Source organism: Pedococcus sp. P1_H8, assembly GCF_056405175.1.
Genome location: NZ_JBFUCP010000004.1, coordinates 184,321 through 208,032, shown reverse-complemented (window position 1 = coordinate 208,032; position 23,712 = coordinate 184,321). Strand labels below are relative to the sequence as shown.

Annotated in this window: 26 protein-coding genes; 12 read left to right on the top strand and 14 right to left on the bottom strand. The window is 70.6% G+C overall.

All coding sequences use genetic code 11. The annotated features are described in order from the left end of the window. Positions 1 to 31: 31 nt before the first annotated feature. Positions 32 to 217: a hypothetical protein gene (locus AC1DYG_RS06370; RefSeq protein ID WP_477639046.1), complete on the bottom strand. Its 186-nt coding sequence runs from the start codon at positions 215 to 217 to the stop codon at positions 32 to 34. 151 nt (positions 218 to 368) lie between these two features. Here AC1DYG_RS06370 and AC1DYG_RS06365 point away from each other — a divergent pair, with 151 nt between their 5' ends. Continuing rightward, positions 369 to 1,037 carry a Crp/Fnr family transcriptional regulator gene (locus AC1DYG_RS06365; RefSeq protein WP_477639045.1) on the top strand — a complete coding sequence of 223 codons (669 nt, stop codon included), beginning with the start codon at positions 369 to 371 and terminating at the stop codon, positions 1,035 to 1,037. Between the two features lie 248 nt (positions 1,038 to 1,285). Beyond that, positions 1,286 to 2,029: a PIG-L deacetylase family protein gene (locus tag AC1DYG_RS06360; protein WP_477639044.1), complete on the top strand. Its 744-nt coding sequence runs from the start codon at positions 1,286 to 1,288 to the stop codon at positions 2,027 to 2,029. Between the two features lie 9 nt (positions 2,030 to 2,038). Here the strand turns inward: AC1DYG_RS06360 and AC1DYG_RS06355 are convergent, their stop codons facing one another. The 8 genes from AC1DYG_RS06355 to glpK all read right to left on the bottom strand — a co-directional run bounded on the left by AC1DYG_RS06355 (position 2,039) and on the right by glpK (position 11,627). After that, the gene (locus AC1DYG_RS06355) at positions 2,039 to 3,529 is read right to left on the bottom strand and encodes an aminopeptidase P family protein (protein WP_477639043.1); all 1,491 of its coding nucleotides are present in this window, start codon (positions 3,527 to 3,529) and stop codon (positions 2,039 to 2,041) included. Positions 3,530 to 3,634: 105 nt separating this feature from the next. Further along, positions 3,635 to 4,636: a DNA topoisomerase IB gene (locus tag AC1DYG_RS06350; RefSeq protein ID WP_477639042.1), complete on the bottom strand. Its 1,002-nt coding sequence runs from the start codon at positions 4,634 to 4,636 to the stop codon at positions 3,635 to 3,637. Positions 4,637 to 4,641: 5 nt separating this feature from the next. Further along, positions 4,642 to 5,070: an SRPBCC family protein gene (locus tag AC1DYG_RS06345; protein WP_477639041.1), complete on the bottom strand. Its 429-nt coding sequence runs from the start codon at positions 5,068 to 5,070 to the stop codon at positions 4,642 to 4,644. Next, entirely contained in the window at positions 5,070 to 6,119 is a 1,050-nt protein-coding gene (locus AC1DYG_RS06340; RefSeq protein ID WP_477639040.1) for an NAD(P)H-binding protein, read from the bottom strand. Before AC1DYG_RS06340 ends, AC1DYG_RS06345 begins: the two co-directional genes overlap by 1 nt. Before the next feature lie 4 nt (positions 6,120 to 6,123). Next, the gene (locus AC1DYG_RS06335; protein ID WP_477639039.1) at positions 6,124 to 6,882 is read right to left on the bottom strand and encodes a CPBP family glutamic-type intramembrane protease; all 759 of its coding nucleotides are present in this window, start codon (positions 6,880 to 6,882) and stop codon (positions 6,124 to 6,126) included. Continuing rightward, the gene (locus tag AC1DYG_RS06330) at positions 6,879 to 8,246 is read right to left on the bottom strand and encodes a cryptochrome/photolyase family protein (RefSeq protein ID WP_477639475.1); all 1,368 of its coding nucleotides are present in this window, start codon (positions 8,244 to 8,246) and stop codon (positions 6,879 to 6,881) included. Before AC1DYG_RS06330 ends, AC1DYG_RS06335 begins: the two co-directional genes overlap by 4 nt. A gap of 134 nt (positions 8,247 to 8,380) precedes the next feature. After that, positions 8,381 to 10,120 (bottom strand): glycerol-3-phosphate dehydrogenase/oxidase, encoded by a 1,740-nt coding sequence (locus AC1DYG_RS06325; RefSeq protein WP_477639038.1) that lies wholly within the window; start codon positions 10,118 to 10,120, stop codon positions 8,381 to 8,383. Next, positions 10,104 to 11,627 carry a glycerol kinase GlpK gene (gene glpK / locus AC1DYG_RS06320; RefSeq protein WP_477639037.1) on the bottom strand — a complete coding sequence of 508 codons (1,524 nt, stop codon included), beginning with the start codon at positions 11,625 to 11,627 and terminating at the stop codon, positions 10,104 to 10,106. The genes AC1DYG_RS06325 and glpK overlap by 17 nt, the downstream gene beginning before the upstream one ends. 176 nt (positions 11,628 to 11,803) lie before the next feature. On the opposite strand from glpK, the gene AC1DYG_RS06315 reads away from it, so the two are divergent. Continuing rightward, a complete protein-coding gene (locus AC1DYG_RS06315) occupies positions 11,804 to 12,355 on the top strand; it encodes a MarR family winged helix-turn-helix transcriptional regulator (protein ID WP_477639036.1) in 552 nt (183 codons plus the stop codon). A gap of 16 nt (positions 12,356 to 12,371) precedes the next feature. Here the strand turns inward: AC1DYG_RS06315 and AC1DYG_RS06310 are convergent, their stop codons facing one another. Then, positions 12,372 to 12,905, bottom strand: coding sequence for a MaoC family dehydratase (locus AC1DYG_RS06310; RefSeq protein ID WP_477639035.1), 534 nt, complete (start codon positions 12,903 to 12,905; stop codon positions 12,372 to 12,374). 119 nt (positions 12,906 to 13,024) lie between these two features. Here AC1DYG_RS06310 and AC1DYG_RS06305 point away from each other — a divergent pair, with 119 nt between their 5' ends. The 6 genes from AC1DYG_RS06305 (at position 13,025) to AC1DYG_RS06280 (ending at position 17,937) form a co-directional block, all read left to right on the top strand. Continuing rightward, complete coding sequence (locus tag AC1DYG_RS06305; protein ID WP_477639034.1) at positions 13,025 to 13,885, top strand: PHP domain-containing protein; 861 nt, start codon at positions 13,025 to 13,027, stop codon at positions 13,883 to 13,885. Beyond that, complete coding sequence (locus tag AC1DYG_RS06300; protein ID WP_477639033.1) at positions 13,882 to 14,499, top strand: MarC family protein; 618 nt, start codon at positions 13,882 to 13,884, stop codon at positions 14,497 to 14,499. Before AC1DYG_RS06305 ends, AC1DYG_RS06300 begins: the two co-directional genes overlap by 4 nt. 10 nt (positions 14,500 to 14,509) lie before the next feature. Next, complete coding sequence (locus AC1DYG_RS06295; RefSeq protein WP_477639032.1) at positions 14,510 to 15,370, top strand: RecB family exonuclease; 861 nt, start codon at positions 14,510 to 14,512, stop codon at positions 15,368 to 15,370. A 104-nt stretch (positions 15,371 to 15,474) separates the two neighbouring features. Continuing rightward, positions 15,475 to 16,215: a ParA family protein gene (locus AC1DYG_RS06290; protein ID WP_477639031.1), complete on the top strand. Its 741-nt coding sequence runs from the start codon at positions 15,475 to 15,477 to the stop codon at positions 16,213 to 16,215. Between the two features lie 101 nt (positions 16,216 to 16,316). Beyond that, positions 16,317 to 17,363, top strand: a complete 1,047-nt coding sequence (locus AC1DYG_RS06285) for an NAD(P)-dependent alcohol dehydrogenase (RefSeq protein WP_477639030.1) — start codon at positions 16,317 to 16,319, stop codon at positions 17,361 to 17,363. 25 nt (positions 17,364 to 17,388) lie between these two features. Further along, a complete protein-coding gene (locus tag AC1DYG_RS06280; RefSeq protein WP_477639029.1) occupies positions 17,389 to 17,937 on the top strand; it encodes a GNAT family N-acetyltransferase in 549 nt (182 codons plus the stop codon). A 113-nt stretch (positions 17,938 to 18,050) separates the two neighbouring features. Here AC1DYG_RS06280 and AC1DYG_RS06275 read toward each other — a convergent pair whose 3' ends face one another. Beyond that, positions 18,051 to 19,703 (bottom strand): DEAD/DEAH box helicase, encoded by a 1,653-nt coding sequence (locus AC1DYG_RS06275; protein ID WP_477639028.1) that lies wholly within the window; start codon positions 19,701 to 19,703, stop codon positions 18,051 to 18,053. A 209-nt stretch (positions 19,704 to 19,912) separates the two neighbouring features. On the opposite strand from AC1DYG_RS06275, the gene AC1DYG_RS06270 reads away from it, so the two are divergent. Then, complete coding sequence (locus AC1DYG_RS06270) at positions 19,913 to 20,617, top strand: ferritin-like fold-containing protein (protein WP_477639027.1); 705 nt, start codon at positions 19,913 to 19,915, stop codon at positions 20,615 to 20,617. On the opposite strand, the gene AC1DYG_RS06265 is transcribed toward AC1DYG_RS06270, so the two are convergent. From AC1DYG_RS06265 to AC1DYG_RS06255, 3 genes are all read right to left on the bottom strand, one after another. Next, positions 20,581 to 20,850: a GlsB/YeaQ/YmgE family stress response membrane protein gene (locus AC1DYG_RS06265; protein WP_477639026.1), complete on the bottom strand. Its 270-nt coding sequence runs from the start codon at positions 20,848 to 20,850 to the stop codon at positions 20,581 to 20,583. The two genes, AC1DYG_RS06270 and AC1DYG_RS06265, sit on opposite strands and share 37 nt — an antisense overlap. A 180-nt stretch (positions 20,851 to 21,030) precedes the next feature. Next, entirely contained in the window at positions 21,031 to 21,252 is a 222-nt protein-coding gene (locus AC1DYG_RS06260) for a DUF3107 domain-containing protein (protein WP_477639025.1), read from the bottom strand. Between the two features lie 79 nt (positions 21,253 to 21,331). Beyond that, entirely contained in the window at positions 21,332 to 21,973 is a 642-nt protein-coding gene (locus AC1DYG_RS06255; protein ID WP_477639024.1) for a TetR/AcrR family transcriptional regulator, read from the bottom strand. A gap of 75 nt (positions 21,974 to 22,048) precedes the next feature. Between AC1DYG_RS06255 and moeB the strand changes: the two genes are divergently transcribed. Then, positions 22,049 to 23,290 carry a molybdopterin-synthase adenylyltransferase MoeB gene (gene moeB, locus AC1DYG_RS06250; protein WP_477639023.1) on the top strand — a complete coding sequence of 414 codons (1,242 nt, stop codon included), beginning with the start codon at positions 22,049 to 22,051 and terminating at the stop codon, positions 23,288 to 23,290. A gap of 10 nt (positions 23,291 to 23,300) precedes the next feature. Next, complete coding sequence (locus AC1DYG_RS06245) at positions 23,301 to 23,660, top strand: MGMT family protein (RefSeq protein ID WP_477639022.1); 360 nt, start codon at positions 23,301 to 23,303, stop codon at positions 23,658 to 23,660. Positions 23,661 to 23,712: the final 52 nt, after the last annotated feature.

Below are 23,712 nucleotides of genomic sequence, written 5' to 3'. Positions count from 1 at the left end.
CCCTGGGGGCGGTCAGGGGGCTGTCAGCGGGTCACGGCGCGATGGCCGTGGCGTGGAGCAGAGCCTCGATGACGACGTGGTGCCAGCTGGTCCGCTCGGTCGCGGTACGTCGGGAGGCGCCACCGCAGCGGCACTCCCACACCCACCGGGCGCCGACCCGTCGCACGGTCGGGTGGTGGTGGGCGATGTCAGGACGGTGGCGGGCGATGGTGCTCATGGGGTCCTCCCTCGTTCGTGGCCGGTGAGCCGGCCGCCCCCTGCGGGACACCTCAACCCTCCCGTCGGCGGGCCGGACGGTCTGTGGGCGGCGGCACGCCCTCTGTGTGCCGCCGATGACACAGGGGGCCGACCCGTGCTGCACTGAACGCATGGAGTGGCGGCTGCTGGGGGGTCTGTCGGAGCAGGAGCGCCGGCTCGTCATCTCGGGCACCCAGCGGCACCGCTACCGCACGGGAGAGGTCGTGTTCCACGAGGGCGACCTCGCGGAGTCCCTCCACTTCGTCGCGGAGGGTCGCCTCGTCGCGCGACGCACCACGGCGGCGGGTGACAACGCCACGTTCGCCGTCATGGGACCCGGAGAAGCATTTGGCGAGATGGCGATGCTCTCGGCGCAGGCACGGCGCACGTCCACCGTCGCTGCCCTGGAGCCGGCGGTGACTCTGACCCTCCGGTATGCCGAGTTCGCCCGGCTGCGCGCGGCGCACCCGGGCGTGGAGAGACTTCTCGTCGACGTGCTGGCGGAGCGGGTGCTGCGGTTGTCCGACCACCTCGTGGAGGCGTTGTACCTCCCCGCCGACCAGCGGGTGCTGCGTCGTCTCGACGGGCTCTGCGAGCAGTACGGCCCTGTCGCGAACGGGCGCCCGGTCCGGATCCCCCTCACCCAGACCGAGATCGGTGAGCTCTGCGGTGCTTCCCGGGCGACGACCAACCGGGTGCTCCAGGCGCTGGTGGCCGACGGACTCGTCACCCTGCACCGTGGCGGAGTGGACGTTCAGGACCGCGGCGCGCTGCACCGCCGTGCGACCGTGGCGCACTGACTCTGGAGTGCTCTCCACGGTCGGACAGGCACTGAGCTGGCCGCCCCTCGGGTTGATGTCCAGAAAAGCGAAATGCGCCTGACGGTTTCGTCAGGCGCATTTCGTTTTCCCCACATCGCACCAGCCGCTGGTCCAGGCGCAGATCAGGTCGGCCGAGCCCCCTCGGCACCTTCGGACGCGCTTTCGCCCCGCGTCGCGCTCCGACGAACGCAGTACGCGGTCGCGGCCACGCGGCATACCCTCTGTGCATGACTGAGCCTGCTGGGGACAAGCCCGCTCTCGCCGAGTTCGGCGACGACTTCTCGTCGGTGCTGTGCGTCGTGGCGCACCCGGACGACATCGAGTACGGCACCGCCGCCGCCGTGGCCAAGTGGACCGCGGCCGGCAAGACGGTGACCTACTTCCTGCTGACCCGTGGTGAGGCCGGGATCGACACCATGCACCCCGACGAGGCCGCCGGGGTCCGCGAGCAGGAGGAGCGCGACGGTGCCGCGATCGTCGGCGTGACCGAGGTGGACTTCGGCGACCACCGCGACGGCAACGTCGAGTACGGCCTGGCCCTGCGTCGCGACATCTCGCGCGAGATCCGTCGGCGCAAGCCGGATGTCGTGATCACCGGCCACTACGGTGACCGGTTCGTCCAGGGGATGCTCAACCAGGCCGACCACCGCGCAGTCGGGCTGGCCAGCGTCGACGCCGTCGCCGACGCCGGGAACCGCTGGATCTTCCCGGAGCTGGTCGACGAGGGTTTCGAGCCCTGGAACGTCAAGCGGCTCTGCTTCGCCGGCTCGCCGACGGCCACCCACTACGTCGACGTGGGCGACCACTTCGGCCAGGCGGTGGCGTCACTCGAGGCGCACCAAGCCTACAACGCGGCCCTGCCCGACGCGTTCCCCAAGCCGGCCGAGCTGATCGGCATGATCCTCGGCTGGGGCGGTCAGGCAGCCGGCGTCGACAAGGCCCTCACCCTCGACGTCGTCGACCGCCGCTGACCCACCTCCTCAGTGCGACTGGACCTGGCGGATCCACGCCTCCACGTCGCTCGACGTGCGCGGCATGGCGGCCGAAAGGTTCTCGTGGCCGTCGGTGGTCACCAGCACGTCGTCCTCGATCCGCACCCCGATACCGCGGAACCGTTCCGGCACCTTGAGGTCGTCGGCCTTGAAGTAGAGGCCGGGCTCGACCGTGAGGACCATGCCGGGCTCCAGGTCGGCGTCCATGTACTCCTCGCGGGTGGCCAGGGCGCAGTCGTGCACGTCGAGCCCCAGGTGGTGGCTGGTCCCGTGCACCATCCAGCGCCGGTGGTACTGGCCGTGGTCCTTGTCGAGGGTGTCCTCGACCGAAACCCCTTCCGGCAGTAGGCCCCAGGCGTGCAGGTGTTCGGCGATGACCCTGATCGCGGCCGCGTGGACGTCCGAGAACTTGTTGCCCGGCTTCACCGCCGCGAGGCCGGCCTCCTGCGCGGCATACACGGCGTCGTAGACCTCGCGCTGCGCGTCGGAGAAGGTGCCGTTGGCGGGGAGGGTGCGGGTGATGTCGGCGGTGAAGAGCGACTCCACCTCGACGCCGGCGTCGAGCAGGATGAGGTCGCCAGCGCGGAGCTCGCCGGTGTTCTTGATCCAGTGCAGCGTCGTGGCGTGGTCGCCGGCGGCGCAGATCGAGTCGTAGCCGACGCCATTGCCCTCGTGCCGGGCGGTGAGGCCGAAGACGCCCTCGACCCAGCGCTCGCCGCGGCCGTTGGCAAGCGCTTCGGGCAGGTCGGCGATGACGGCCTCGAACCCGTGGTGGGTCGCCTCGACGGCCTTGCGCATCTCCTCGACCTCCCACTCGTCCTTGGTGAGACGCAGGTGCGAGAGGAAGTGGGCGAGCTCGTCGTCGGCCTGGGTGAGGTCGTCCTGCTCGGTCGCCTCGGCGGTGCGTGCCGCGTCGAGCTCGCGGGTCAGGTCGCGGTCGGCGTCGCGCACCATCCGCACCGTCACCTCGCCCGAGTCCTTGACCGCCGCGTCGGCGAACTCGTCGATGTGGCGTCCGGTCAGGCCGAGCTCGGTCTCGATGTCCTCGATGGTCGGTCGCGCGCCGACCCAGAACTCGCCGTAGCGGGTGTCGGCGAAGAACTCGTCGGTGTCGCGACCGGCGAGCGGGCGGAAGTACAGGATCGCCTCGTGGGTGCCGTCGTCGCGGGGCTCCAGCACGAGGACGGCGTCCGGCTCGCGGTCGCCGCCGAGCCCGGTCAGGTGGGCGAACGCCGTGTGCGGCCGGAACACGTAGTCGGTGTCGTTGCTGCGGACCTTCAGGCCCCCGGCGGGGATGACCAGGCGGTCGCCCGCGAAGGCCGCGCTGACGGTGTCGCGCCGCGCCGCGGCATACCTCGCGGCCTCGCTGAGGTCGGCGGCGGCGGGGACCCGCGGCGCCCAGTCCTCGGCGACGAACGCACGGAACTCGTCGGTGGTGGGGCGGGCGCGGTTCTCGGGCGTCTTCTGCTCTTCGCTCACGTCGCCATCGTGCCACGCGGGTATGCCGCGTCGCAGCCTGCCCGGTCGCGGCGCCTCGGGTGGCACCTCGGATCGCACCTCGGGGGCGTCCTCACGCTTGGTGCGTCAGGCGTTGTCGAGCATCGCCAGGAGGGCCTTCTCCGCGGCGGCGCGACGACGCTCGGGGCTCCGGTACTTCTTGAGGGCCACCGTGATCGTGCTGCCCGACTCGTACTGGTCGATGACGCGGGGATCGATGTAGGAGTTCTTGGCGATGGTCGGGGTGTTGCCGAGGTAGCCCGAGACCTCGGTGACGGCACCCTTGACCGCCCGCTGCCGCGAGGCCTTGGTGTCACCCGGCTCGTCGCTCTCGGCCAGCGCTGACGCCGCCAGCACCGTCGCGTGCCACGTGCGGAAGTCCTTCGCGGTGAAGTCGCCGCCGAGCAGTTCGGCGAGGTAGTCGTTGACGTCCGCGGCGGTGAGGTCGACCCAGCGGCGACCGTCACGGTGGGCGAGCAGCCGATCGCTGTCGGTCCGCCGCTTGCGCATCGCGTCGAGGGCCGCGATCGCCTGGCCGTCGTCGATCTCGATGGTGTGCTCGATGCCCGATTTGCCGACGAAGTCGAAGACCAGGCGTCCCGACCTGGCCCGCACGTGGTGCCGTTCGAGGGTGGTGAGGCCGAACGAGCCGTTGTCCTCGGCGTAGGTGTCGCCGCCGATCCGGAAGTAGCCGAGGTCGAGCAGTCGGACGGCGGTGGCTGCTGCCCGGGCCGTGGGCATGCCGTCTGCCTCCAGGTCCCGGCTGACCTGCCGCCTCGCGACCGGCAGGTGGTGGGCCACCTCGGTGATCCGCTCGAACTTCGCCTGGTCCCGCTTGAGCCTCCAGGCAGGGTGGTAGAGGTACTGGCGGCGTCCGGCGACGTCGGTGCCCAGCGCCTGGATGTGGCCCTGGGGGAGCGGGCAGATCCACACGTCGGTCCAGGCCGGCGGGATTGCCAGCGACCGGATCCTTTCGGTGTCGGCCTGGCTCAGGCGGGCACCCGACTCGTCGAGGTAGACGAAGCCCTTGCCGGCACGCCGCCGCGTCCACCCCTTCGACCGGGGCGAGACCTTCCGGAGCCTGGGCATCTCTTCTACAGCCTGTCCAGGGCCGTCTTCAGGGTGCCGGCGGTGTCGTTGCCGAGCTTGTTGAGCAACGGCATCGCCACCGGCCAGAGCCACCGGCCGAGCCCGGTGAAGGAGAACTCCGCCTGGTAGTCCACCGAGGACCCGGAGCCGTCCGGGACCACCGTGATGGTGTCGCGGCTCGTCGTGGTCTCGTTGCGGCCCACGATGACGAAGCTGTTGTCCGAGACGCTCTCGAGCGTGTAGTCGAGGTCCACGGTCCGCCCGGCGAACGTCGACACGTTGTGCCAGCTGGTGCCCGGCGACCCGTCTCCTGAGAGCCGCTCGCAGCTGACCGTGCCGTAGTCCCACTCGACGGCGTTCTCGAAGTCGAGCAGGTAGGGCAGGACCTGGGCAGGCGTGGCAGACGTGGCGACGGTGCGCTGGACGGTGGGCATCAGGAGCTCCTGGGGTTTCGACGAGCACGGCGGGTGGTGAGGGCGGTGGTGCCCAGGACGAATGCGCCGGCGGCGACCGTGGCGGCCGTGCGCCGGGCTGTGTGCCGCCAGTGCAGCGGGTCCACCGTGCGCAGGGCCGCCCGGACGGAGGCGTCGTAGCCGGTCAGCCCGCCGGGCGGTGGGCCGATCGCCGTCAGGACGTCGTCCTCGTGGCAGACCGCGTCATGGACCAGGCTGCCGACGAGGGGACGCGCGATGCCCGGCGAGATCGGCGTGACGAGGCCGACCCACAACCCGGCCAGCCGCGGTGTCAGGACCGGGACGGAGACGATGAGACGGCGCCCGATGCCCGCGATCTGGGCATAGCGCTGCATCATCTCTGCGTAGGTCAGCACCTCTGCGCCGCCGATGTCGAACGTCCGGTTCGTCTCGGACGGCAGGTCGGCGGCTCCCACGAGGTAGTGGACGACGTCGTCCACGGCGATCGGCTGGATGCGGTTGTCGACCCACCTTGGAGCCACCATGGCCGGCAGTCGTTCCGTGAGGTGACGCAGCATGTCGAAGGACGCCGAGCCGTCGCCGAGCACGACCCCGGCCTGCAGCACCGCGGCCGGCACGGGGGCGTCGAGGAAGATCTCGCCGACCTCGACACGGGAGGCGAGGTGCTCGGACAGGTCGCCCTGCGGGTGCAGCCCGCTGAGGTAGACGATCCGGTGGGTGCCCGCGTCGGCCGCGGCCGCCGCGAAGGCCTGGGCCATCGTCCGGTCGCGCTGGACGAAGCTGCCCTGACCGTCCATCGAGTGCAGCAGGTAGTAGGCCACCTCGGCCCCGTCGAGCGCCCGAGCGAGGTCGTCGGGTGAGGTGGCGTCGCCCTCGATGACGTCGACGTCATCGCGCCAGCCGCGACGCTCGAGGCCGGCGCTGCTCCGCGTGAGGACGCGCACCGACCAGCCGGCGTCGAGCAGGGCAGGGACGAGGACGCCGCCGATGTAGCCGGTGGCGCCGGTGACGAGGGCGGTGCGGGAGGTCGGGGAGGTCGGGGAGGTCATGGGCTCAGCTTCCGGTGGACAGGACGGCGGGCAGGAGGAAGAGCATCCCCAGCGACCACGTCAGGTGCGTGATCACCGGGCCGAGGATGCCGCCGGTGACCCGGCGCTGGAGGGCCGTGACCAGGCCGAGGAGCGCGGCAGCGAGGACGAGCAGCGGTATGCCGGCCCCGGCCGTGGTGAGCGCGTAGACCACCGTGGTGGTCGCCACCGCATGACGCCGCCCGACGGCGGAGTAGAGGGCGCCGCGGAAGTAGAGCTCCTCGGCCACGCCGTTGACCGCCGTGAGCAGGGTGACGAGGGCCAGCGGCCCCAGGCGTGCGTGGTCGAGCAGGTGCTCCACCGGGTCGCGCAGGGCCGGGACGTGGGCGACGACGGCCGCACCGGCAAGGAACACGACGAGCAGCAGCGCGCCGAGAGCGAAGGACTGGACGATGGGCCGGGCGTCCTCCCCTCCGGCGCGGGTGTGCGCTCGCCCGAGGTGGAGGGGGCCGGACGCCAGCGCGCCGGCGGTCCAGACGCCGGCGAGGCCGAGCGTGGCCACGTAGAACATCGGGTCGCCGGGCTGGATCCGCAACGCGAACCCGAGGACGACCGCCCCGACGACAAGGGTGACCAGCGCGACCAGGCGACGGCGGCGGAAGGCCGAGTCGCTCTCGGTGTGGTCGCGGGCGACAGGTTGGACCAGAGCGGCCCGGACGAAGTCACGGACCTCCCGGACGGGGTTGAGGCCGTGACCCGGGTGGGAGGTCGCAGGCCCGGTCATGCGCGTGCCGCGTCGTATCGACGCAGCGCCTCGCGGCGTTCCTCGGCGTGGTCGACGATGCGCTCGGGGTAGCCGTGGGCGTAGCCCTCGGCGTGCTTCCAGGGCTCGTGGGCGACCTTGCCCGACAGGTGCGCGAGCTCGGGGACGTAGCGCCGGACGTAGTCGCCGTGGGGGTCGAAGCGCAGGCCCTGCGTCACCGGGTTGAACACCCGGAAGTAGGGGGAGGCATCGGTGCCGGTGCCGGCCACCCACTGCCAGCCATGGTTGTTGGAGGCGATGTCGCCGTCGATGAGGTGGTCCAGGAAGTGCCTGGCCCCGACCGGCCACCAGACGTGCAGGTCCTTGGTGAGGAAGCTGGCCGTGACCATCCGCATGCGGTTGTGCATCCAGCCCTCCGCGAGCAGCTGGCGCATCGCGGCGTCCACGACGGGGTAGCCCGTGCGTCCTTCGCGCCACGCCTCGACCCCGTCCCCGGACTCGTCGTAGTCCATCCCTGACAAGGGTGTGCGCAGGTCGTGCCACGCCGAGGACGGGTGGTGCCACAGGACGTCGGCGTAGAACTCGCGCCAGGCCAGCTCGGTGGCGAACCGCTCCGCCCCGTCGCCGAGGTGGCGGCGCCCGTCCGCCAGGTCTGCGAGCAGCGTGCGCGGGTGGACGGCTCCGATCTTGAGGTAGGGCGAGAGACGTGAGACCCCGTCGAGGTCGGCCCGGTCCCGGTCGGTGCCGTAGTCGGCAAGGGCGCCGTCGCGGAAGTCCGCCCAGCGTCGCAGCGCTGCGTCTTCGCCGGCTTCGGGCAGGCTCGGGAGGTCTGCGGCCTCGCGTGCCGCCTTCAGCGTGCGCAGGGCCGACTGGTCGGAGCGCACCTGCGCCAACCGCAGTCCCTTCGGTTCGGTCGCCGGCGCCGGCCAGCCGTGGTCGCGCCAAGCACGTGAGAACGGCGTGAAGACCTTGTAGGGAGCCCCCTCGCCGTTGACCACCGAACCCGGCCCCACGGCATACGGGGAACCGGTCTCGACCCAGTCGACACCCACGTCGGCGAGCGCGGCAGTGACCGCGCCGTCGCGCCGTCGCCCCGCCGGCGTGGTCTCGCGGGAGACGTGCACCGAACCGGCGCCGACCTCGTGCGCCAGCTGCGGGAGCACCGTCACGGGATCACCCTCCCGCACACACAGCCGCCCCTCGTATGCCGCGTCGGCGGCCTGGAGGCTCTTGGCCAGCCAAGCGCGGCGTGCGTCTCCCGCGCCTCGCCACAGCGCCGGGTCGAGCACGAACACCACGGCCACCTCGCCCTGTCCCGCGGCATCGTGCGCGGCCCCGAGGGCGGGGAGGTCGCCCCTGCGCAGGTCCCGGCGCAACCACACCATGCTCGTCGGGGGCACGCGGACCCTCCTTCGCGGGGGCGATCGGATGGACTCAGCTGCGAGGATCTCCCACGCTAACCGTCTGACCTGCAATGTTCAAAGTATGTCCAACCTGTCTCGAAGGGGCGCGAACGGGGTCAGAGGGTGCCGTCGGGCCCGCTGCGACGGGCCTCGTCGGCCGACGCGTCGTCGGGCATCGTCTGGCTGACCCGCTCGGCCTCGACCCGGCCGAGGTAGATGTCGACCTCCTCCTTCGTGCGCGCCTCGTCCCAGCCGAGGACGGGAGCGACGAGGGCGGCCGCGGCCGGGGCGGCGGAGACGCCGCGGTCCCAGGCCTCGATCGAGATGCGGGTGCGCCGGGTCAGGATGTCGGTGAGGTGCAGGGCGCCCTCGTGGGAGGCGGCGTAGACGACCTCGGCCTTGAGGTGGTCCTCGGCTCCGTCCAGCGGCTCCTTGAGCTCGGGTCGCTCGGCGACGAGGTCGAGGATCTCCTGGGTCAGTGAACCGTAGCGACGCAGCAGGTGCTCGACCCGCGCGACGTGCAAGCCCGAGGCGCGGGCCAGGGACTGGCGCTGGTTCCACGCGGCCTGGTAGCCGACACCGCCGAGCAGGGGGATCGTGTCGGTAGTGGAGTCGGCGATCCGGCCGGGGATGGCCTGGGCCGCCTCGTCGACGGCGTCCTTGGCCATGACGCGGTAGGTCGTGTACTTGCCGCCGGCGACGACGACCAGGCCCGGGGCGCTGTGGGTGACGACGTGCTCCCGCGAGAGCTTGCTCGTCGACTCGGACTCGCCCGCGAGGAGTGGTCGCAGCCCTGCATAGACGCCCTCGACGTCCTCGTGGGTCAGCGGGGTCGCGAGCACGCGGTTGACGTGGTCGAGGATGTAGTCGATGTCGACCCGGGTCGCGGCAGGGTGGGCCTTGTCGAGCGCCCAGTCGGTGTCGGTCGTGCCGAGGATCCAGTGTCGGCCCCACGGGATGACGAACAGCACCGACTTCTCGGTGCGCAGGATCAGGCCGGTGGAGGAGTGGATGCGGTCGCGGGGCACCACGAGGTGGATGCCCTTGGAGGCGCGGACGTGGAATTGTCCGCGCTCGCCGACCATCGCCTGGGTGTCGTCGGTCCACACCCCCGTCGCGTTGACGATCTGCTTGGCGTTGATCTCGAACTCGCGGTCGGTCAGCTTGTCGATGGCACGCACGCCGGTGACGCGCTCGCCTTGACGCAGGAAGCCAATGGCAGCAACGCGATTCGCGATGTGAGCGCCATAGCTGGCGGCCGTGCGCGCGAGTTCCATCGTGTGCCGGGCGTCGTCGACCTGGGCGTCGTAGTACTGCACCGCACCGGTGAGGGCGCTGCTCTTGAGGCTGGGCATGAGGCGCAGTGCCTGACGACGCGTGAGGTGCCGGTGGTGGGGCAGGGCCGAGCCGTTTCCGGAGCTCATCGCCATGGCGTCGTAGAGAGCGATCCCCGATCCGACGTAGGCGCGTTCCCACACGTGGTGCGTCAGTGGGTAGAGGAACGGGACCGGGCGGACCAGGTGGGGGGCGAGGCGGGTCAGCAGCAGGCCGCGCTCGTGCAGGGCCTCCCTGACGAGGGCGAAGTCGAGCATCTCGAGGTAGCGCAGACCGCCGTGGATCAGCTTGCTGGACCGCGAGGAGGTGCCGCTGGCGAAGTCGCGCTGCTCGATGAGGCCGGTGGACAGGCCGCGGGTGACGGCATCGAGAGCCGTGCCGCTCCCGACCACGCCGCCGCCGATGACGAGCAGGTCGAGCTCCTCGCCGCTGCCCAGCACGTCGATGGCGTGCTCGCGCCCCTGCGGTGAGAGTGCGGTGTTCGTCCCTGCCAGTCCCATCGTGCTACCCCTCGTCGACATCCACCCAGTCCAGGGTGCGTTCCACGGCCTTGCGCCACCCGGCGTACCCGTCGGCGCGCTGCTGGTCCGACCAGGTCGGTGACCAGCGCTGGGACTCCTGCCAGTTGGCGCGGAGCTCGTCGGTGCCTGACCAGAAGCCGGTGGCCAGACCTGCAGCGTAGGCCGCGCCGAGCGCGGTCGTCTCGGCGACCACGGGCCGGGACACGGGGACACCGAGGATGTCGGACTGCAGCTGCATGCAGAGGTTGTTGGCCGTCACTCCGCCGTCGACCTTGAGCACCTCGAGCTCGACGCCCGAGTCCTTGGTCATGGCGTCCGAGACGTCGCGGGTCTGGTAACAGATGGCTTCGAGGGTGGCCCGCGCCAGGTGGGCGTTGGTGTTGAACCGGCTCATCCCGACGATCGCGCCACGGGCGTCGGGGCGCCAGTAGGGCGCGAACAGGCCGGAGAAGGCAGGGACGAAGTAGAGGCCGCCGGTGTCCTTGACCTGGTTGGCGAGCCGCTCGATGTCGGCCGCGCCGGAGATGATCCCGAGCTGGTCGCGCAGCCACTGGACGGCCGACCCGGTGACGGCGATGGACCCCTCGAGGGCATAGACGGGCTTGGCGTCGCCGAGCTGGTAGCAGAGCGTGGTGAGCAGTCCCGACTCGCTGCGCACGATCTCCTCACCGGTGTTGAGGATCATGAAGTTGCCGGTGCCGTAGGTGTTCTTGCCCTCGCCGGGGGCGAAGCAGACCTGGCCGACGGTCGCGGCCTGCTGGTCGCCGAGGTCGCCAGCGAGCGGGACCTCGCCGCCAAGTGGGCCGCTCGTCAGGGTGTGGCCGTAGAAGCCGGGGTCGGAGCTGGGCCGGATCGTGGGAAGCATCGAGCGCGGGATGCCGAAGAAGCCGAGCAGCTCGTCGTCCCAGTCGAGGGTCCTGAGGTCCATCAGCATCGTGCGGCTGGCATTGGTCACGTCGGTGACGTGGACGCCGCCGTCGGTGCCGCCGGTGAGGTTCCACAGCAGCCAGGTGTCGATCGTGCCGAAGATCGCGTCGCCGCTCTCGGCTGTCGCCCGGGCCCCGTCGACGTTGTCGAGGATCCACTGGACCTTGCCGGCCGAGAAGTAGGCCGCGGGCGGGATGCCGGCACGCTCGCGGATGACGTCGCCCTGGCCGGACTGGTCGAGGGCCCGGGCGATCCGGTCGGTGCGGGTGTCCTGCCAGACGATCGCGTTGTGCAGGGGGCGCCCGGTGCGGCGGTTCCACACGACGGTGGTCTCGCGCTGGTTGGTGATGCCGAGCGCGGACAGGTCGCCGGCCTGGAGGTTGAGGTGCGACAGCGTCGAGCCGATCACGGTCTGGGTGCGTTCCCAGATCTCGAGCGGGTTGTGCTCGACCCAGCCTGCCCGGGGCATGAGCTGCTCGTGCTCGAGCTGGTGGCGCCCGACCTCTGCACCGTCGTGGTCGAACACCATGAACCGCGTGCTCGTCGTTCCCTGGTCAACCGCACCAACGAAATCGGCCATGTCGAGACATTAGCCGGGTGCGGCGGCGACCACGCGGCATACCGGCGGTCGTGTGCGGGATCACGCCTCCGGCTCCGTCCGGCAACCGGGGAGCTCGGCCACCAGCGATTCAGAACATGAAACTGGCCTGTGGATATCTGAAGGCTGGTTTCACGTTCTGCAGAGAGACTGTCGCGGTGAGCGAGGAAGGCGATGGGAGCGAAGGATTCTGGTCCGAGGCGGACGACCGGGAGGAGCGCCAAGAGCTCGCGGTGCAGGAGCGTGCCGCGGCGCTGGCCAGGGAGGACGCCGTCGTCGACCTGCCTTCCGTCCTAAGGCTGGCCTCTCGAGCCGTCGACGGGCTGGTGCGCAGCACCCTGGACGCCCAAGGGATGTCGCACGTCTCGCTGACCGGGCTCGACATCCTGGGCCTGGCCTGCGACCCCTGTCCCATCGCCAACCTTGCCGACCGTCTGAAGATCACACCGCAGTCGGTCAGCCAGGCCGTCCGGGACCTTGCAGCTCAGGGGTTGGTGGAGAAGGCGCCGGGCTACCCCGATCAACGGACTGTCACCGTGTCCACGACCGAGGAAGGTCGCCGACTGCACGAGTGTGCACGGAGGGCGATCGACGACGCCCTGAACTTCGTGGCGGAGGACGTCACCGACGGGAGGTTGGCCGACCTCACGGAGGACCTCGCTCGCGTCGCCGACGTCGACCGCGCCCGCCACCCGTGGAACCGGTGGTGAGCCGCCCCGCGCGGCGTCAGGCCCCGCCGGATGAGGCCTTGGGCTCGGGCTCGGTGAGCGTGGGACGGCCGGGCTGTTCGCCGCCACGCGCCTCGAGGTAGGAGTTCTTGGGCACCATCACCTTGCGGCGGAAGATGCAGACGAGCGTGCCGTCCTGGTTGTAGCCCTTGGTCTCGACGTACACGACGCCCCGGTCGTCCTTGGACGTGCTCTCCCACTTGTCGAGCACCTCCGTCTGGCCGTAGATCGTGTCGCCGTGGAAGGTCGGCGCGACGTGGCGCAGCGACTCGACCTCGAGGTTGGCGATGGCCTTGCCCGAGATGTCGGGCACGGACATGCCGAGCAGCAACGAGTAGATGTAGTTGCCGACCACCACGTTGCGCTTGAACTGCGTGGTGTTCTCCGCATAGTTCGCGTCGAGGTGGAGGGGGTGGTGGTTCATGGTGAGCAGGCAGAACAGGTGGTCGTCGTACTCGGTCACCGTCTTGCCGGGCCAGTGCTTGTAGACCGCACCGACCTCGAACTCCTCGTAGCTGCGTCCGAATTGCATGGGCCCCATCCTGCCGACCGGGACCGCTCCACGACACCGGTATGCCGCGTGCGTTCCCTCACAGCGACGAGCGGGGCGGCTGTCAGGCGCCCCGCGACAGACGCCCTACCCTTGGGCACGTGCCGATCGACCTCCACACCCACTCCACCGCGAGCGACGGCACCCAACCCCCCGCTGAGGTCATCGCCTCGGCCGCGGAGGCGGGCCTGGGCGTCGTCGCCCTCACCGACCACGACACGTATGCCGGGTGGCCGGACGCCGTGGCCGCAGCCCACGAGGTGGGCGTGGACCTGGTGCGCGGCGTGGAGGTCTCCTGCTCACGCCGGGGCGTCAGCGTGCACCTGCTCGGCTACCTCGTGGACCCGCAGGCTCCGGGGCTGCTCCGCGAGCTGGAGCGGGCGCGGGAGTCGAGGGTGACCCGGATCGACCGGATGGCCGAGCTGATGGCCGCCGACGGCATACCGGTCACGATCGAACAGGTGCGGGCGCAGGCGGGCGACGGCACGACGATGGGGCGACCACACATCGCCGACGCGCTGGTCGCCAGCGGCTACGTGCGCACCCGCGACGAGGCGTTCGCCGACGTGCTGCGCAACGGCAGTCGCTACTACGTCTCGCACTACGCACCCGATCCGGTGCTCGCGGTGCAGCTCGTCCGTGAGGCCGGCGGGGTGCCGGTGATGGCGCACCCGTTCGCGAACGGCCGCGGCTGGACCGTCGACGACGCCGTCATCGAGGAGATGACGGAGGCCGGCCTCGCCGGGCTCGAGGCCCACCACCGCGACCACCGGCCCGCTGAGGTGCGACACGCGGAGGAGCTCGCGGCGCGGCTCGGGCTGTTCGTCACGGGCTCGAGCGACTACCACGGCGCGGGCAAGGAGAACCGCCTCGGCGAGAACACCACGTCGCCGGAGGTTCTCGCCCAGATCGAGCAACAGGCAACCAGCAGCACCGACGTGGTCAGGGCAGGACGAACGTGAACGACATCATCAACCTCCAGACGTTCGGCTCGGTGTTCGTGACCCTGCTGGTCATCATGGACCCGCCCGGAGCCCTCCCGATCTTCCTGGCCCTGACCGGTTCACTGACCCAGAAGCAGAAGGTCGCCGCCGCCCGGCGCGCGTCGCTCGTGGCGCTCGGAGTGATCGTCCTGTTCGCCGTCTTCGGCCAGCAGATCCTCACCTACCTCCACATCTCCCTGCCTGCCCTGCAGGGCGCGGGCGGGCTCCTGTTGCTGCTCGTGGCGCTCCAGCTGCTGACGGGGTCGGAGCAGGAGCAACACGCCGACGCGGGCGTCAACGTCGCGCTCGTGCCGCTCGGCACCCCGCTCCTGGCCGGCCCCGGTGCCATCGTCGCGACGATGCTCCAGGTCAAGAGTGCCGACGGGGTGAGCGACTACGTGGCCGTCGCGGCCGGGCTGGTGGCCACGATGTTCGTGGTGTGGCTCTTCTTCCGCTTCGCCAGCCAGGTCCACCGGGTGCTCAAGGACAGCGGCACCGTGCTGGTGACCCGGATCGCCGGCCTGCTGCTCTCCGCGATCGCCGTGCAGATGGTGGCCGACAGCATCCGAGCCTTTGTCAGCGGCACCGCCTAACGTGGGCGGGGTGAGTGCGGGGGAGTTCGTGCAGGAGGAGTTCGGCGGTATGCCGCGGCGCCTGTTCCGGGCCAGCCCCAGCAAGCTGCTGGCCTGGGTCGACTGCCCGCGGCGCTACCGCATGCAGTACCTCGACCGGCCGGCGCCGCCCTCGCGCCCCCAGCGCGGACACACGTCGTTCGGGGTGGCCGTGCACAACGCCCTGCGCGACTGGTGGGACCTGCCGACCGAGCAGCGCACCCCGGCGGCCGGTGCCGAGCTCGTGCGGTCGTCCTGGATCGACCTCGGGTTCCGAGACGCCGAGCAGTCCCGCGAGTGGCGTGAGCTGGCCCAGCGGCAGGTCGTCGACTACCTCGACGACGTCGACCCAGCCCACCAGCCGCTCGGGATCGAGCGCACCGTCTCGCTGAAGACCGACGTCTTCACCCTGCAGGGCCGGATCGACCGACTCGACGACCGCGGCGGCGAGCTGACTGTCGTCGACTACAAGACGAGTCGCTGGGCGCCGACCGACGACGACGCCCGCACGTCATTGCCGCTCGCGCTCTATGCCGCTGCCGCCTGGAAGATGTTCCGACGCAAGTGCGTGCGGGTCGAGCTGCACCACCTGCCGAGTGGCGCCGTCGCCAGCCACGAGCACACCGGCGACTCGCTCAAGCGCAAGATCGCCGAGGCCGAGTCGATCGCCCAGGACGCGCGCAGGGCCGAGGAGGACTACGCCGAGTTCGGTGTCGACTCGGGCCGCTTCCCGGCCAACGTCGGTCCCCTGTGCCAGTGGTGCGACTTCCGCGCCCACTGCCCGGCGGGTCAGGCGTTCGGTCCGGAGAAGTCCGACTGGGCGGCCCTCGAACAGCCTGCGGTCCGCACCTGACAGACTTGTGCCCACCGGCATACGCAACTCTCGAGGCAATCACACAGAAGAAGGGCGGACCCTTGGTGGCCAGGACCTCCGCGAAACCGGCCACGATCGTCTCCGTGGCCAACCAGAAGGGCGGCGTCGCGAAGACGACGTCCGTCGCCTCCCTCGGTGCGGCCTTCGCCGAGCAGGGCAAGCGGGTGCTGCTCGTCGACCTCGATGCCCAGGCCTGCCTGACCTTCAGCCTCGGCGTGGACCCGGACGAGGTGGGGAACTCGATCAACGAGGTGCTGCTCGGGCGGGCCAGCATCGCCGACGTGCGCGTCGCCTGCGATGACGGTGTCGACCTGGTGCCCAGCGTCATCGACCTCGCCGGCGCCGAGGCCCAGCTGCTGCCGCGGCCCGGCCGGGAGTACATCCTGCGGACCGTGCTCGAGGAGGTGCGCAGCGAGTACGACGTGATCATGCTCGACTGCTCGCCGAGCCTGGGGGTCCTCACCCTCAACGCGCTCACGGCCAGCCAGGGCCTCATCATCCCCATGCCCTGCGAGATGCTCAGCCACCGCGGGGTCGGCCAGCTGCTCGACACGGTGACCGACGTGCAGAAGATCCTCAACAAGGACCTCGAGGTGTGGGGCATCCTGCCCACCCTGTTCGACGGTCGCAGCAACCATGCTCGCGAGGTGCTCGCTGACGTCGGTCAGCGCTACGACCTGCCGGTGCTGGACCCGCCGATCCCCAAGACGGTGCGTTTCGCGGAGGCGCCCGCCGTCGGGCGGTCGATCCTGGCCACCTCCCGCACCTCCAAGGGGGCCAAGGCCTACCGCGACGTCGCAGCCGCGCTGGCCAAGAAGCTCTGAACCGGGGCGGGGGCTCGGCCGGGCTCGTGGGAGCGTGGAATACCCCCGGGCGGAGCCGACTTGTCAATGGACGGTGACTGAACCCGACCCCGAGGAGAATCATGTCCCGCACAGCTGCACTGTCCACCGCCTCCGCAGGCGCCCCGCTGACGTCCACGACGATCGAGCGCCGCGAGCTGCGTGACGACGACATCACCATCGACATCGCCTTTGCCGGCATCTGCCACAGCGACATCCACCAGGTCCGCGAGGAGTGGGGAAGCGCGATCTTCCCGATGGTCCCCGGCCATGAGATCGCCGGTGTCGTCTCCGCCGTCGGTGACGGAGTGACCCGCCACAAGGTCGGGGACCGCGTCGGGGTCGGCTGCATGGTCGACTCCTGTGGCGAGTGTGAGTTCTGCAAGAACGGCCAGGAGCAGTTCTGCGTCGCGGGTGCCGTCATGACCTACAACGGCAAGGGCTACGACGGCGAGGAGACGATGGGCGGCTACAGCCAGCAGGTCGTCGTGAGCGAGCGGTTCGCCGTCCGCATCCCCGACGCCCTCGGGCTCGACGTCGCCGCACCGCTGCTGTGCGCCGGCATCACGACCTACAACCCGCTCAAGCGCTGGGGTGCAGGTCCCGGCACCAAGGTCGCCGTCGTCGGCCTGGGCGGCCTGGGCCACCTCGGCGTGAAGTTCGCCGCAGCCCTGGGTGCCGAGGTCACCGTGCTCAGCCAGTCGACCGCCAAGGAGGCTGACAGCAAGGCATTCGGCGCCGTCGACCACCGGTCCACCAAGGATGACGCCACCTTCGAGGACCTGCGCGGACAGTTCGACCTCATCCTCAACACGGTCAGCGCCAACCTGCCGTTCGACAAGTACCTGTCCCTGCTGCGTCCGAACGGCGCCATGGTCAACGTCGGTGCGCCGAGCGACCCCAGCTCGTTCCAGGCGTTCTCGCTCATCGGTGGCAGCAAGGTCCTGGCCGGCTCCAACATCGGTGGCATCCCGCAGACCCAGGAGATGCTCGACTTCGCCGCCGAGCACGGCATCGCGGCCGAGATCGAGACGATCAGCGCCGACCAGGTCAACGAGGCCTACGACCGTGTCGTCGGCTCCGACGTGCGCTACCGCTTCGTCATCGACACCGCAACCATCGGCGCCTGACGTCCCGGACGTTGGCCGGCCACCGATGAGCGGGTATGCCGTGGAGTTCCGGCGCGTGACGCGCGCCGACTTCCCGCTGCTCGCCCGGTGGCTGGCCGCCCCGCCGGTGGCCCGGTGGTGGAACCACGAGTGGTCGGCCGGCGCGGTCGAGCGTGACTTCGGGCCCTCCGCCGACGGGCTCGAACCCAATGAGGACTGGCTCGCCCTGGTGGAGGGGCGACCCGTCGGGCTCGTCCAACGCTCGCGGGTCGGCGACTACGCCGAGAACCTCGCGGACTTCTCCTCGCTGGTCACGGTCCCCGACGGCGCGCTGACGATCGACTACCTGCTGGGTGACCCGGCCACCTACGGCAAGAGCCTGGGTACGGCGATGATCGCTGCCTTCGTCGAGCGGGCGTTCGACGAGTTCCCCGACGCTCCAACGGTTCTCGTGTCCGTGGTGGCGGCCAACATCGCCTCGTGGCGAGCCCTGGAAAAGGTCGGGTTCCACCGGGTCGCCGAGGGCGACCTCGCGCCGGACAACCCCGTCGACGACCCACTGCACTACATCCTGCGCCTCGACCGCTCGGCCTGACCGTGCCGGGTCGCCAGCACAGGCACCTCCAACGGACGGCACCACCCTGACAGACAGGTGTGCCGCGCGGCCGGGGCCGCGCGGCATACCTGTCTGTCAGTGGTCGGGGGGCGTCAGGCCTGGGTTGCCTCGCCCGCGCCGGCGCCACCACGGGTGCGGCGACGGTTGCGGTTGCGACGCGGCTTGGCCGCGGCATCGCCGCCCTCGGCCGGTGCGCTCTCGGCGCGACGTTCGCCACCGCGGCCAGCCTCACGGTTGCTGTCGCGACCGCCGCGACCGCCATCGCGACTGCCACCATCGCGACTGCCGCCGTCACGACCACGGCCGCCACCATCGCGACCGGAGCCAGCGGCTCCGGGGCGACGCCCACCGGACTTGCCCGTCTCGCCGAGGTCCTCGAGCACCTCGGCGCCGAGGCCTGCGAGCTTCTGGGCGGCCTTGGGCAGACGGCCCTTGGCGGTGCGCGGGATGTCGAGCTGGTCGTAGAAGTGGTCGGAGGAGGAGTAGGTCTCCTCGGGCTCGGGGATGCCGAGGTCGAGGGTCTTGTTGATCATGCCCCAGCGCGGCAGGTCGTCCCAGTCGACGAAGGTGACCGCGATGCCGGTGTTGCCCGCGCGGGCCGTGCGACCGATTCGGTGCAGGTAGGTCTTCTCGTCCTCGGGGCACTGGTAGTTGATCACGTGCGTGACGTTGTCGACGTCGATGCCGCGGGCGGCGACGTCCGTGGCCACGAGGATGTCGACCTTGCCGTTGCGGAACGCACGCAGGGCCTGCTCCCGGGCACCCTGGCCGAGGTCACCGTGGATCGGAGCCGCGGCGAACCCGCGGTCGATCAGGTCGTCCGCGACCTTGGCTGCGGTGCGCTTGGTGCGACTGAAGATAATGGTCAGGCCACGGCCCTCGGCCTGCAGCATGCGGGCCAGCATCTCGACCTTGTCCATCGCATGGGCGCGGTAGACGAACTGTTCGACGGCCTTGACGGTGTGGGCGTTCTCCTGGTCGTCGCCCATCGCGCGGATGTGCGTCGGCTGGCTCATGTAGCGACGGGCCAGGGCGACGACGGCGCCCGGCATGGTGGCCGAGAACAGCATCGTCTGGCGGGCCGGCGACGTCATCGCGAGCAGCTTCTCCACGTCGGGGAGGAAGCCGAGGTCGAGCATCTCGTCGGCCTCGTCGAGCACGACGGACTTGCAGTGCGAGAGGTCGAGGTGGCCCTGCTTGGCCAGGTCGATGAGGCGGCCCGGTGTGCCGACGACGATCTCGACACCGTTCTTGAGCGCCTCGATCTGGGGTTCGTACGCGCGGCCACCGTAGACCGTGAGGACGCGGATGCCGCGGCGCTTGCCCGCGCGCTCGAGGTCGCTGGCGACCTGGACGGCGAGCTCGCGCGTCGGGGCGACGGCGAGGGCCTGCGGCTTGCCGGCGTGCGTGAAGGTGTCCCAGCCGTCGTCGCCCCGGGCGATCGTGCGGTTGAGCATCGGGACGCCGAAGCCGAGCGTCTTGCCGGTGCCGGTCTTGGCCTGGCCGATGATGTCGTGTCCGCCCAGGGCGACCGGGAGGGTCATCGCCTGGATGGGGAACGGCGTGATGATGCCGGCGTCGCTCAGCGAGGCGACGATGTCGGGGTGGACGTCGAAGTCGGCGAAGGTCAGTTCCGCCGGCGCGGCGACCGGAGAGTCGGGAGCGTCGGGAAGGGTGGCGTCCGGCGTGGTGGCGTCGGGCAGGTCGGCGTCGGGCGCACTCGTGCCCGCGGTGGTTTCGGTCATGAAGTTCTCTCGATCGGGGGCGCTCCCAGAAACAGGGGTGGCGCTCGCACAGCGGGCCGATCGGAGGTCTTCGTCATGGGGGGCGCGGACCGTGTCCGCGGCTGATTCGTGCCGACCGGGCACCTTTGACCACGCGAGTCTAGCGGTGCGCACCCGACATCCCCGCATCCGCGACGGCCACGGGCACCCCCGCCGTTAGGGTGACGGGCATGACCAAGGACGACTGGCTGGCCGATCCGCAGTACCGCGACGCTGTCGCCGACCTCCTCGGAGTGCTCGCGTACGGCGAGCTCACGGCGTTCACCCGGCTTGCCGGGGACAGCGAGCTGTCTCCGACCCAGCCGCTCAAGGCCGCAGTGGCTGGGCTGGCAGTGGCCGAGTTCCGGCACTACGAGATCCTCGTGGCGCGACTGGACGAGATGGGCATCGATCCCGAGGTGGCCATGGCGCCGTTCATCGCGCCGATCGACGCGTTCCACGAGCGCACCAAGCCGAGCAGCTGGCACGAGGGCCTGGTGAAGGCCTATGTCGGCGACGGCATCGCCACGGACTTCTACCGCGAGATCGCCGCCTACGTCGACCCGTCGACGCAGGCGCTGGTGCACTCGGCGATGGAGGACGTGGGACAGGCCGAGTTCGTCGTCAAGGTGGTGCGCGAAGCCATCAAGGCCGATCCCAAGATCGCAGGACGGCTGGCGCTGTGGGGCCGCAGGCTCGTGGGGGAGGCGCTCTCGCAGGCCCAGCAGGTGGCTGTCGAGCGCGACGCCCTGGCCTCGCTCATGGTGGGTGGCATCGGCGGTCCCGATCGTCCGAGCGCAGACCCCGTCCTGGTGGACGGGGCCCTTCGCTGGCGTCGAGTCCGACGCGGTTCGCCTGCTCAGCGAACCTGCTTCCTACCGGTCAGCGCGCCGTAGGCGACGACCAGGACGGCTGCGACGATGATGCTGATGATCCAGCGGATCCAGTCGATGCCTGAGGTGTCGCCCTTGTCAGAGATGGCGCCCCAGAGGTAGTACCCGGCGAGCGCGCCCAGGATGCCGAGGATGACGGTGACGAGAACGCTGATGTTCTGCTTGCCCGGCAGGACGAGTCGCGCCAGAAATCCAATTACCGCACCGAAGATGATGGTGCCAATCACAGCTCCCATGACTGCACTCCTTCTACACGGCAGCAGCCGTGCTGCATGTGGGCCTGGGTCAGGCCCGGACAAGACCAACTCGACCACGAAACTGCGCGAAACGCACGTTTGTGACCAGCGAGCCGGATCACGGTGTGGACACGATCGCTGCGGTATCGGTGCAGGTCAGGGCCTTGCTGAGGGCGGTGGTCAGACGCCGAAGCCGACGCCGCGCTTGTCGGACTCGCCGATCTGGACGTACCCGAGGACCGCCGCCGGCACGAGCAGCTGGCGGCCCTTGTCGTCGACGAGCGTGAGGACGGTGCCCTTCTCGAGCGACGCGCTCACGGCGGCAGCGATGTCGGCTGCGTTCTCGGTCGACTCGAAGACGACCTCGCGCGAGACGTTCTGGACGCCGATGCGGACCTCCACGGTGGTTCCCTTCAGGTTTGGGTGGGCACGCGGCATACGAGCGCGTGCGGAACTGTCGACAAGGCTAACCAGCGGTGCGTCAGGAACCTTCCCCGCCCACCTTGGGGAACGAGCCGAGGCCGCGCCACGCGAGCGCGCCCATCAGCAGGGCCGCCTCGTCCTTGGGGACGTCGGACCCCTGGGCGAGCCAGTGGCGGGCGCTGACCTGGGCCAGGCCGGTGAGGGCCATGCCGAGCAGCGAGGCGTCCTCATCGGTGAGCCCGGTGTCCTCGGCGATGACCTCGGCCACTGCTTCGGCGCAGACCAGGCCGACGGCGTCGAGGCGGTTGCGCACGGCGGACTCGTTGGTGAGGTCGGACTCGAAGATCAGCCGGAAGGCCGCCCCGTCCCGCGAGACGAAGTCGAAGTAGGCCGCGATGGTCGCGTAGACGCGCTCCTTGTTGTCCAGCTTCGAGGCGAGGGCCTCGCGGACGAGCTGTTCGAGCGCCTCGCTGTGCTTGTCGAGCAGCGCGAGGTAGAGCTCGAGCTTGCCGGGGAAGTGCTGGTAGAGCACCGGCTTGGAGACCCCTGCGCGGTCGGCGATGTCGTCCATCGCGGCCGCGTGGTAGCCGGACTCCACGAAGGCGGCCTGCGCGGCTTCGAGGAGCTGGGCGCGGCGGGCGGAGCGCGGGAGGCGTTGGCCTCGTGCGTTGTCGGTGCCTGGAACTGCTCGAAGCGACATGGTGACTCTCTGTTCGGCGGTCGTGCGGCTGTCGTCGGTGTCGTGGACATCGTACGGGTGGGTAACCTGCATCACATGGCGATCCCACCGCTGGTTGCTCCCGGACCCGAGCTGACGACCGAGCAGAAGGCCCGCTACGCCCGCCACATCCTGCTCCCCGAGGTCGGCCTGGAGGGACAGCGACGGCTGGCCAACGCCCGCGTGCTCGTCGTCGGCGCAGGGGGTCTGGGTTCGCCCGCCCTCATGTACCTCGCCGCGGCCGGGGTGGGCACGATCGGGGTGGTCGACGACGACGTGGTGGATGCCTCCAACCTCCAGCGGCAGGTCGTGCACGGGGTCGCCGACGTCGGTCGCCCCAAGACCGAGTCCGCGGCCGAGACCGTGGCGGCCATCAACCCGCTGGTCACGGTCGTCCGCCACGACGTGCGGCTCACCTCCGAGAACGCCCTCGAGATCCTGGCCGACTACGACGTCGTCCTCGACGGGGCCGACAACTTCCCGACCCGCTACCTCGTCAACGACGCGTGCGTCTTCCTGGGGATGCCGCACGTGTGGGGGTCGATCTACCGCTTCGACGGCCAGGTGTCGGTGTGGTTCTCGGGCCACGGCCCCTGCTATCGCTGCGTCTTCCCCGAACCGCCCCCACCCGACGCGGTGCCGTCGTGCGCGACGGGTGGCGTGCTCGGTGTGCTGTGCGCGGCGATCGGGTCCGTCCAGGTGGCCGAGGCCATCAAACTCATTGTGGGACAAGGCGATCCACTCGTCGGTCGGCTCCTCGTCCACGACGCCCTGCGTCAGACCTGGGACTCCCTCACCGTCCGCGCCGACCCCGAGTGCCCCGTGTGCGGCGAGTCCCCGACCGTCACCTCCCTCGTCGACTACGAGCAGTTCTGCGGTATGCCGGGTGCTTCCGTGACAGGGTCCGTCCAGGACGAGGGTCACGAGGGCGAGGAGGGCGAGGGGGGACCCCCGGCTGCCGCGTTTGCCGAGGTGTCGGCGAGGGACCTGGCAGCCATGCTGGCGGAGCGGGGCAGCGGGGACCGGGAGTTCGAGCTCGTCGACGTCCGCGAACCGGGCGAGCGCGCCGTCGTGTCGATTCCCGGGGCCCGGGCCCTGCACCTCGACCGGTTCCGCGACGGGACGGCCGCGGCTGAGCTGCCACCCGGCATACCGGTCGTGCTGCTCTGCAAGTCCGGCGTGCGGTCCGCCGAGGCGGCCGGGCTGCTCGCTGCGACCGGTCGCGCGGACGTGGCCAACCTGACCGGGGGCGTGCTGGCCTGGGTCAAGGACGTCGACCCGAGCCTGCCGGTCTACTGAGGCGACGACGGTGGTCACGGAGCCAGGGCGGGTCAGTGGTGCCCCGAGCGATTTCGCCGACGACGTGCTCGAGGTGGTCGACACGATCCCCGAGGGCATGGTGATGACCTATGGCGACATCGCCGAGCTGCTCGGTCGCGGTGGACCCCGCGGCGTCGGGGCCGTCATGGCGAGGTACGGGTCGGACGTGCCCTGGTGGCGGGTGATCCGCTCCGGGGGCTACTTCCCGCAAGGGCTCGAGGCGGAGGCGCTCGCGCACTACCGCGAGGAGGGCACCCCGCTGGTCCGCGGTCAGGTCGAGGGACGACGGGTCGACCTGACGCGCGCCCGGTGGCTGGAGGCGAAGGTCCCTGTCCCGCCCGTCTCCTGAGGTCAGGGTGCGGCATCGCCGCCACGGGGTGCGTAGGCACCGGGCGGGTGCG

Coding starts and splice junctions, on each gene's coding strand:
- AC1DYG_RS06370 (WP_477639046.1), bottom strand. CDS start 217: ATGAGCACCATCGCCCGCCACCGTCCTGACATCGCCCACCACCACCCG.
- AC1DYG_RS06365 (WP_477639045.1), top strand. CDS start 369: ATGGAGTGGCGGCTGCTGGGGGGTCTGTCGGAGCAGGAGCGCCGGCTC.
- AC1DYG_RS06360 (WP_477639044.1), top strand. CDS start 1,286: ATGACTGAGCCTGCTGGGGACAAGCCCGCTCTCGCCGAGTTCGGCGAC.
- AC1DYG_RS06350 (WP_477639042.1), bottom strand. CDS start 4,636: ATGCCCAGGCTCCGGAAGGTCTCGCCCCGGTCGAAGGGGTGGACGCGG.
- AC1DYG_RS06345 (WP_477639041.1), bottom strand. CDS start 5,070: ATGCCCACCGTCCAGCGCACCGTCGCCACGTCTGCCACGCCTGCCCAG.
- AC1DYG_RS06340 (WP_477639040.1), bottom strand. CDS start 6,119: ATGACCTCCCCGACCTCCCCGACCTCCCGCACCGCCCTCGTCACCGGC.
- AC1DYG_RS06335 (WP_477639039.1), bottom strand. CDS start 6,882: ATGACCGGGCCTGCGACCTCCCACCCGGGTCACGGCCTCAACCCCGTC.
- AC1DYG_RS06330 (WP_477639475.1), bottom strand. CDS start 8,246: ATGGTGTGGTTGCGCCGGGACCTGCGCAGGGGCGACCTCCCCGCCCTC.
- AC1DYG_RS06325 (WP_477639038.1), bottom strand. CDS start 10,120: ATGTCGACGAGGGGTAGCACGATGGGACTGGCAGGGACGAACACCGCA.
- glpK (WP_477639037.1), bottom strand. CDS start 11,627: ATGGCCGATTTCGTTGGTGCGGTTGACCAGGGAACGACGAGCACGCGG.
- AC1DYG_RS06310 (WP_477639035.1), bottom strand. CDS start 12,905: ATGCAATTCGGACGCAGCTACGAGGAGTTCGAGGTCGGTGCGGTCTAC.
- AC1DYG_RS06285 (WP_477639030.1), top strand. CDS start 16,317: ATGTCCCGCACAGCTGCACTGTCCACCGCCTCCGCAGGCGCCCCGCTG.
- AC1DYG_RS06280 (WP_477639029.1), top strand. CDS start 17,389: ATGAGCGGGTATGCCGTGGAGTTCCGGCGCGTGACGCGCGCCGACTTC.
- AC1DYG_RS06275 (WP_477639028.1), bottom strand. CDS start 19,703: ATGACCGAAACCACCGCGGGCACGAGTGCGCCCGACGCCGACCTGCCC.
- AC1DYG_RS06270 (WP_477639027.1), top strand. CDS start 19,913: ATGACCAAGGACGACTGGCTGGCCGATCCGCAGTACCGCGACGCTGTC.
- AC1DYG_RS06265 (WP_477639026.1), bottom strand. CDS start 20,850: ATGGGAGCTGTGATTGGCACCATCATCTTCGGTGCGGTAATTGGATTT.
- AC1DYG_RS06255 (WP_477639024.1), bottom strand. CDS start 21,973: ATGTCGCTTCGAGCAGTTCCAGGCACCGACAACGCACGAGGCCAACGC.
- moeB (WP_477639023.1), top strand. CDS start 22,049: ATGGCGATCCCACCGCTGGTTGCTCCCGGACCCGAGCTGACGACCGAG.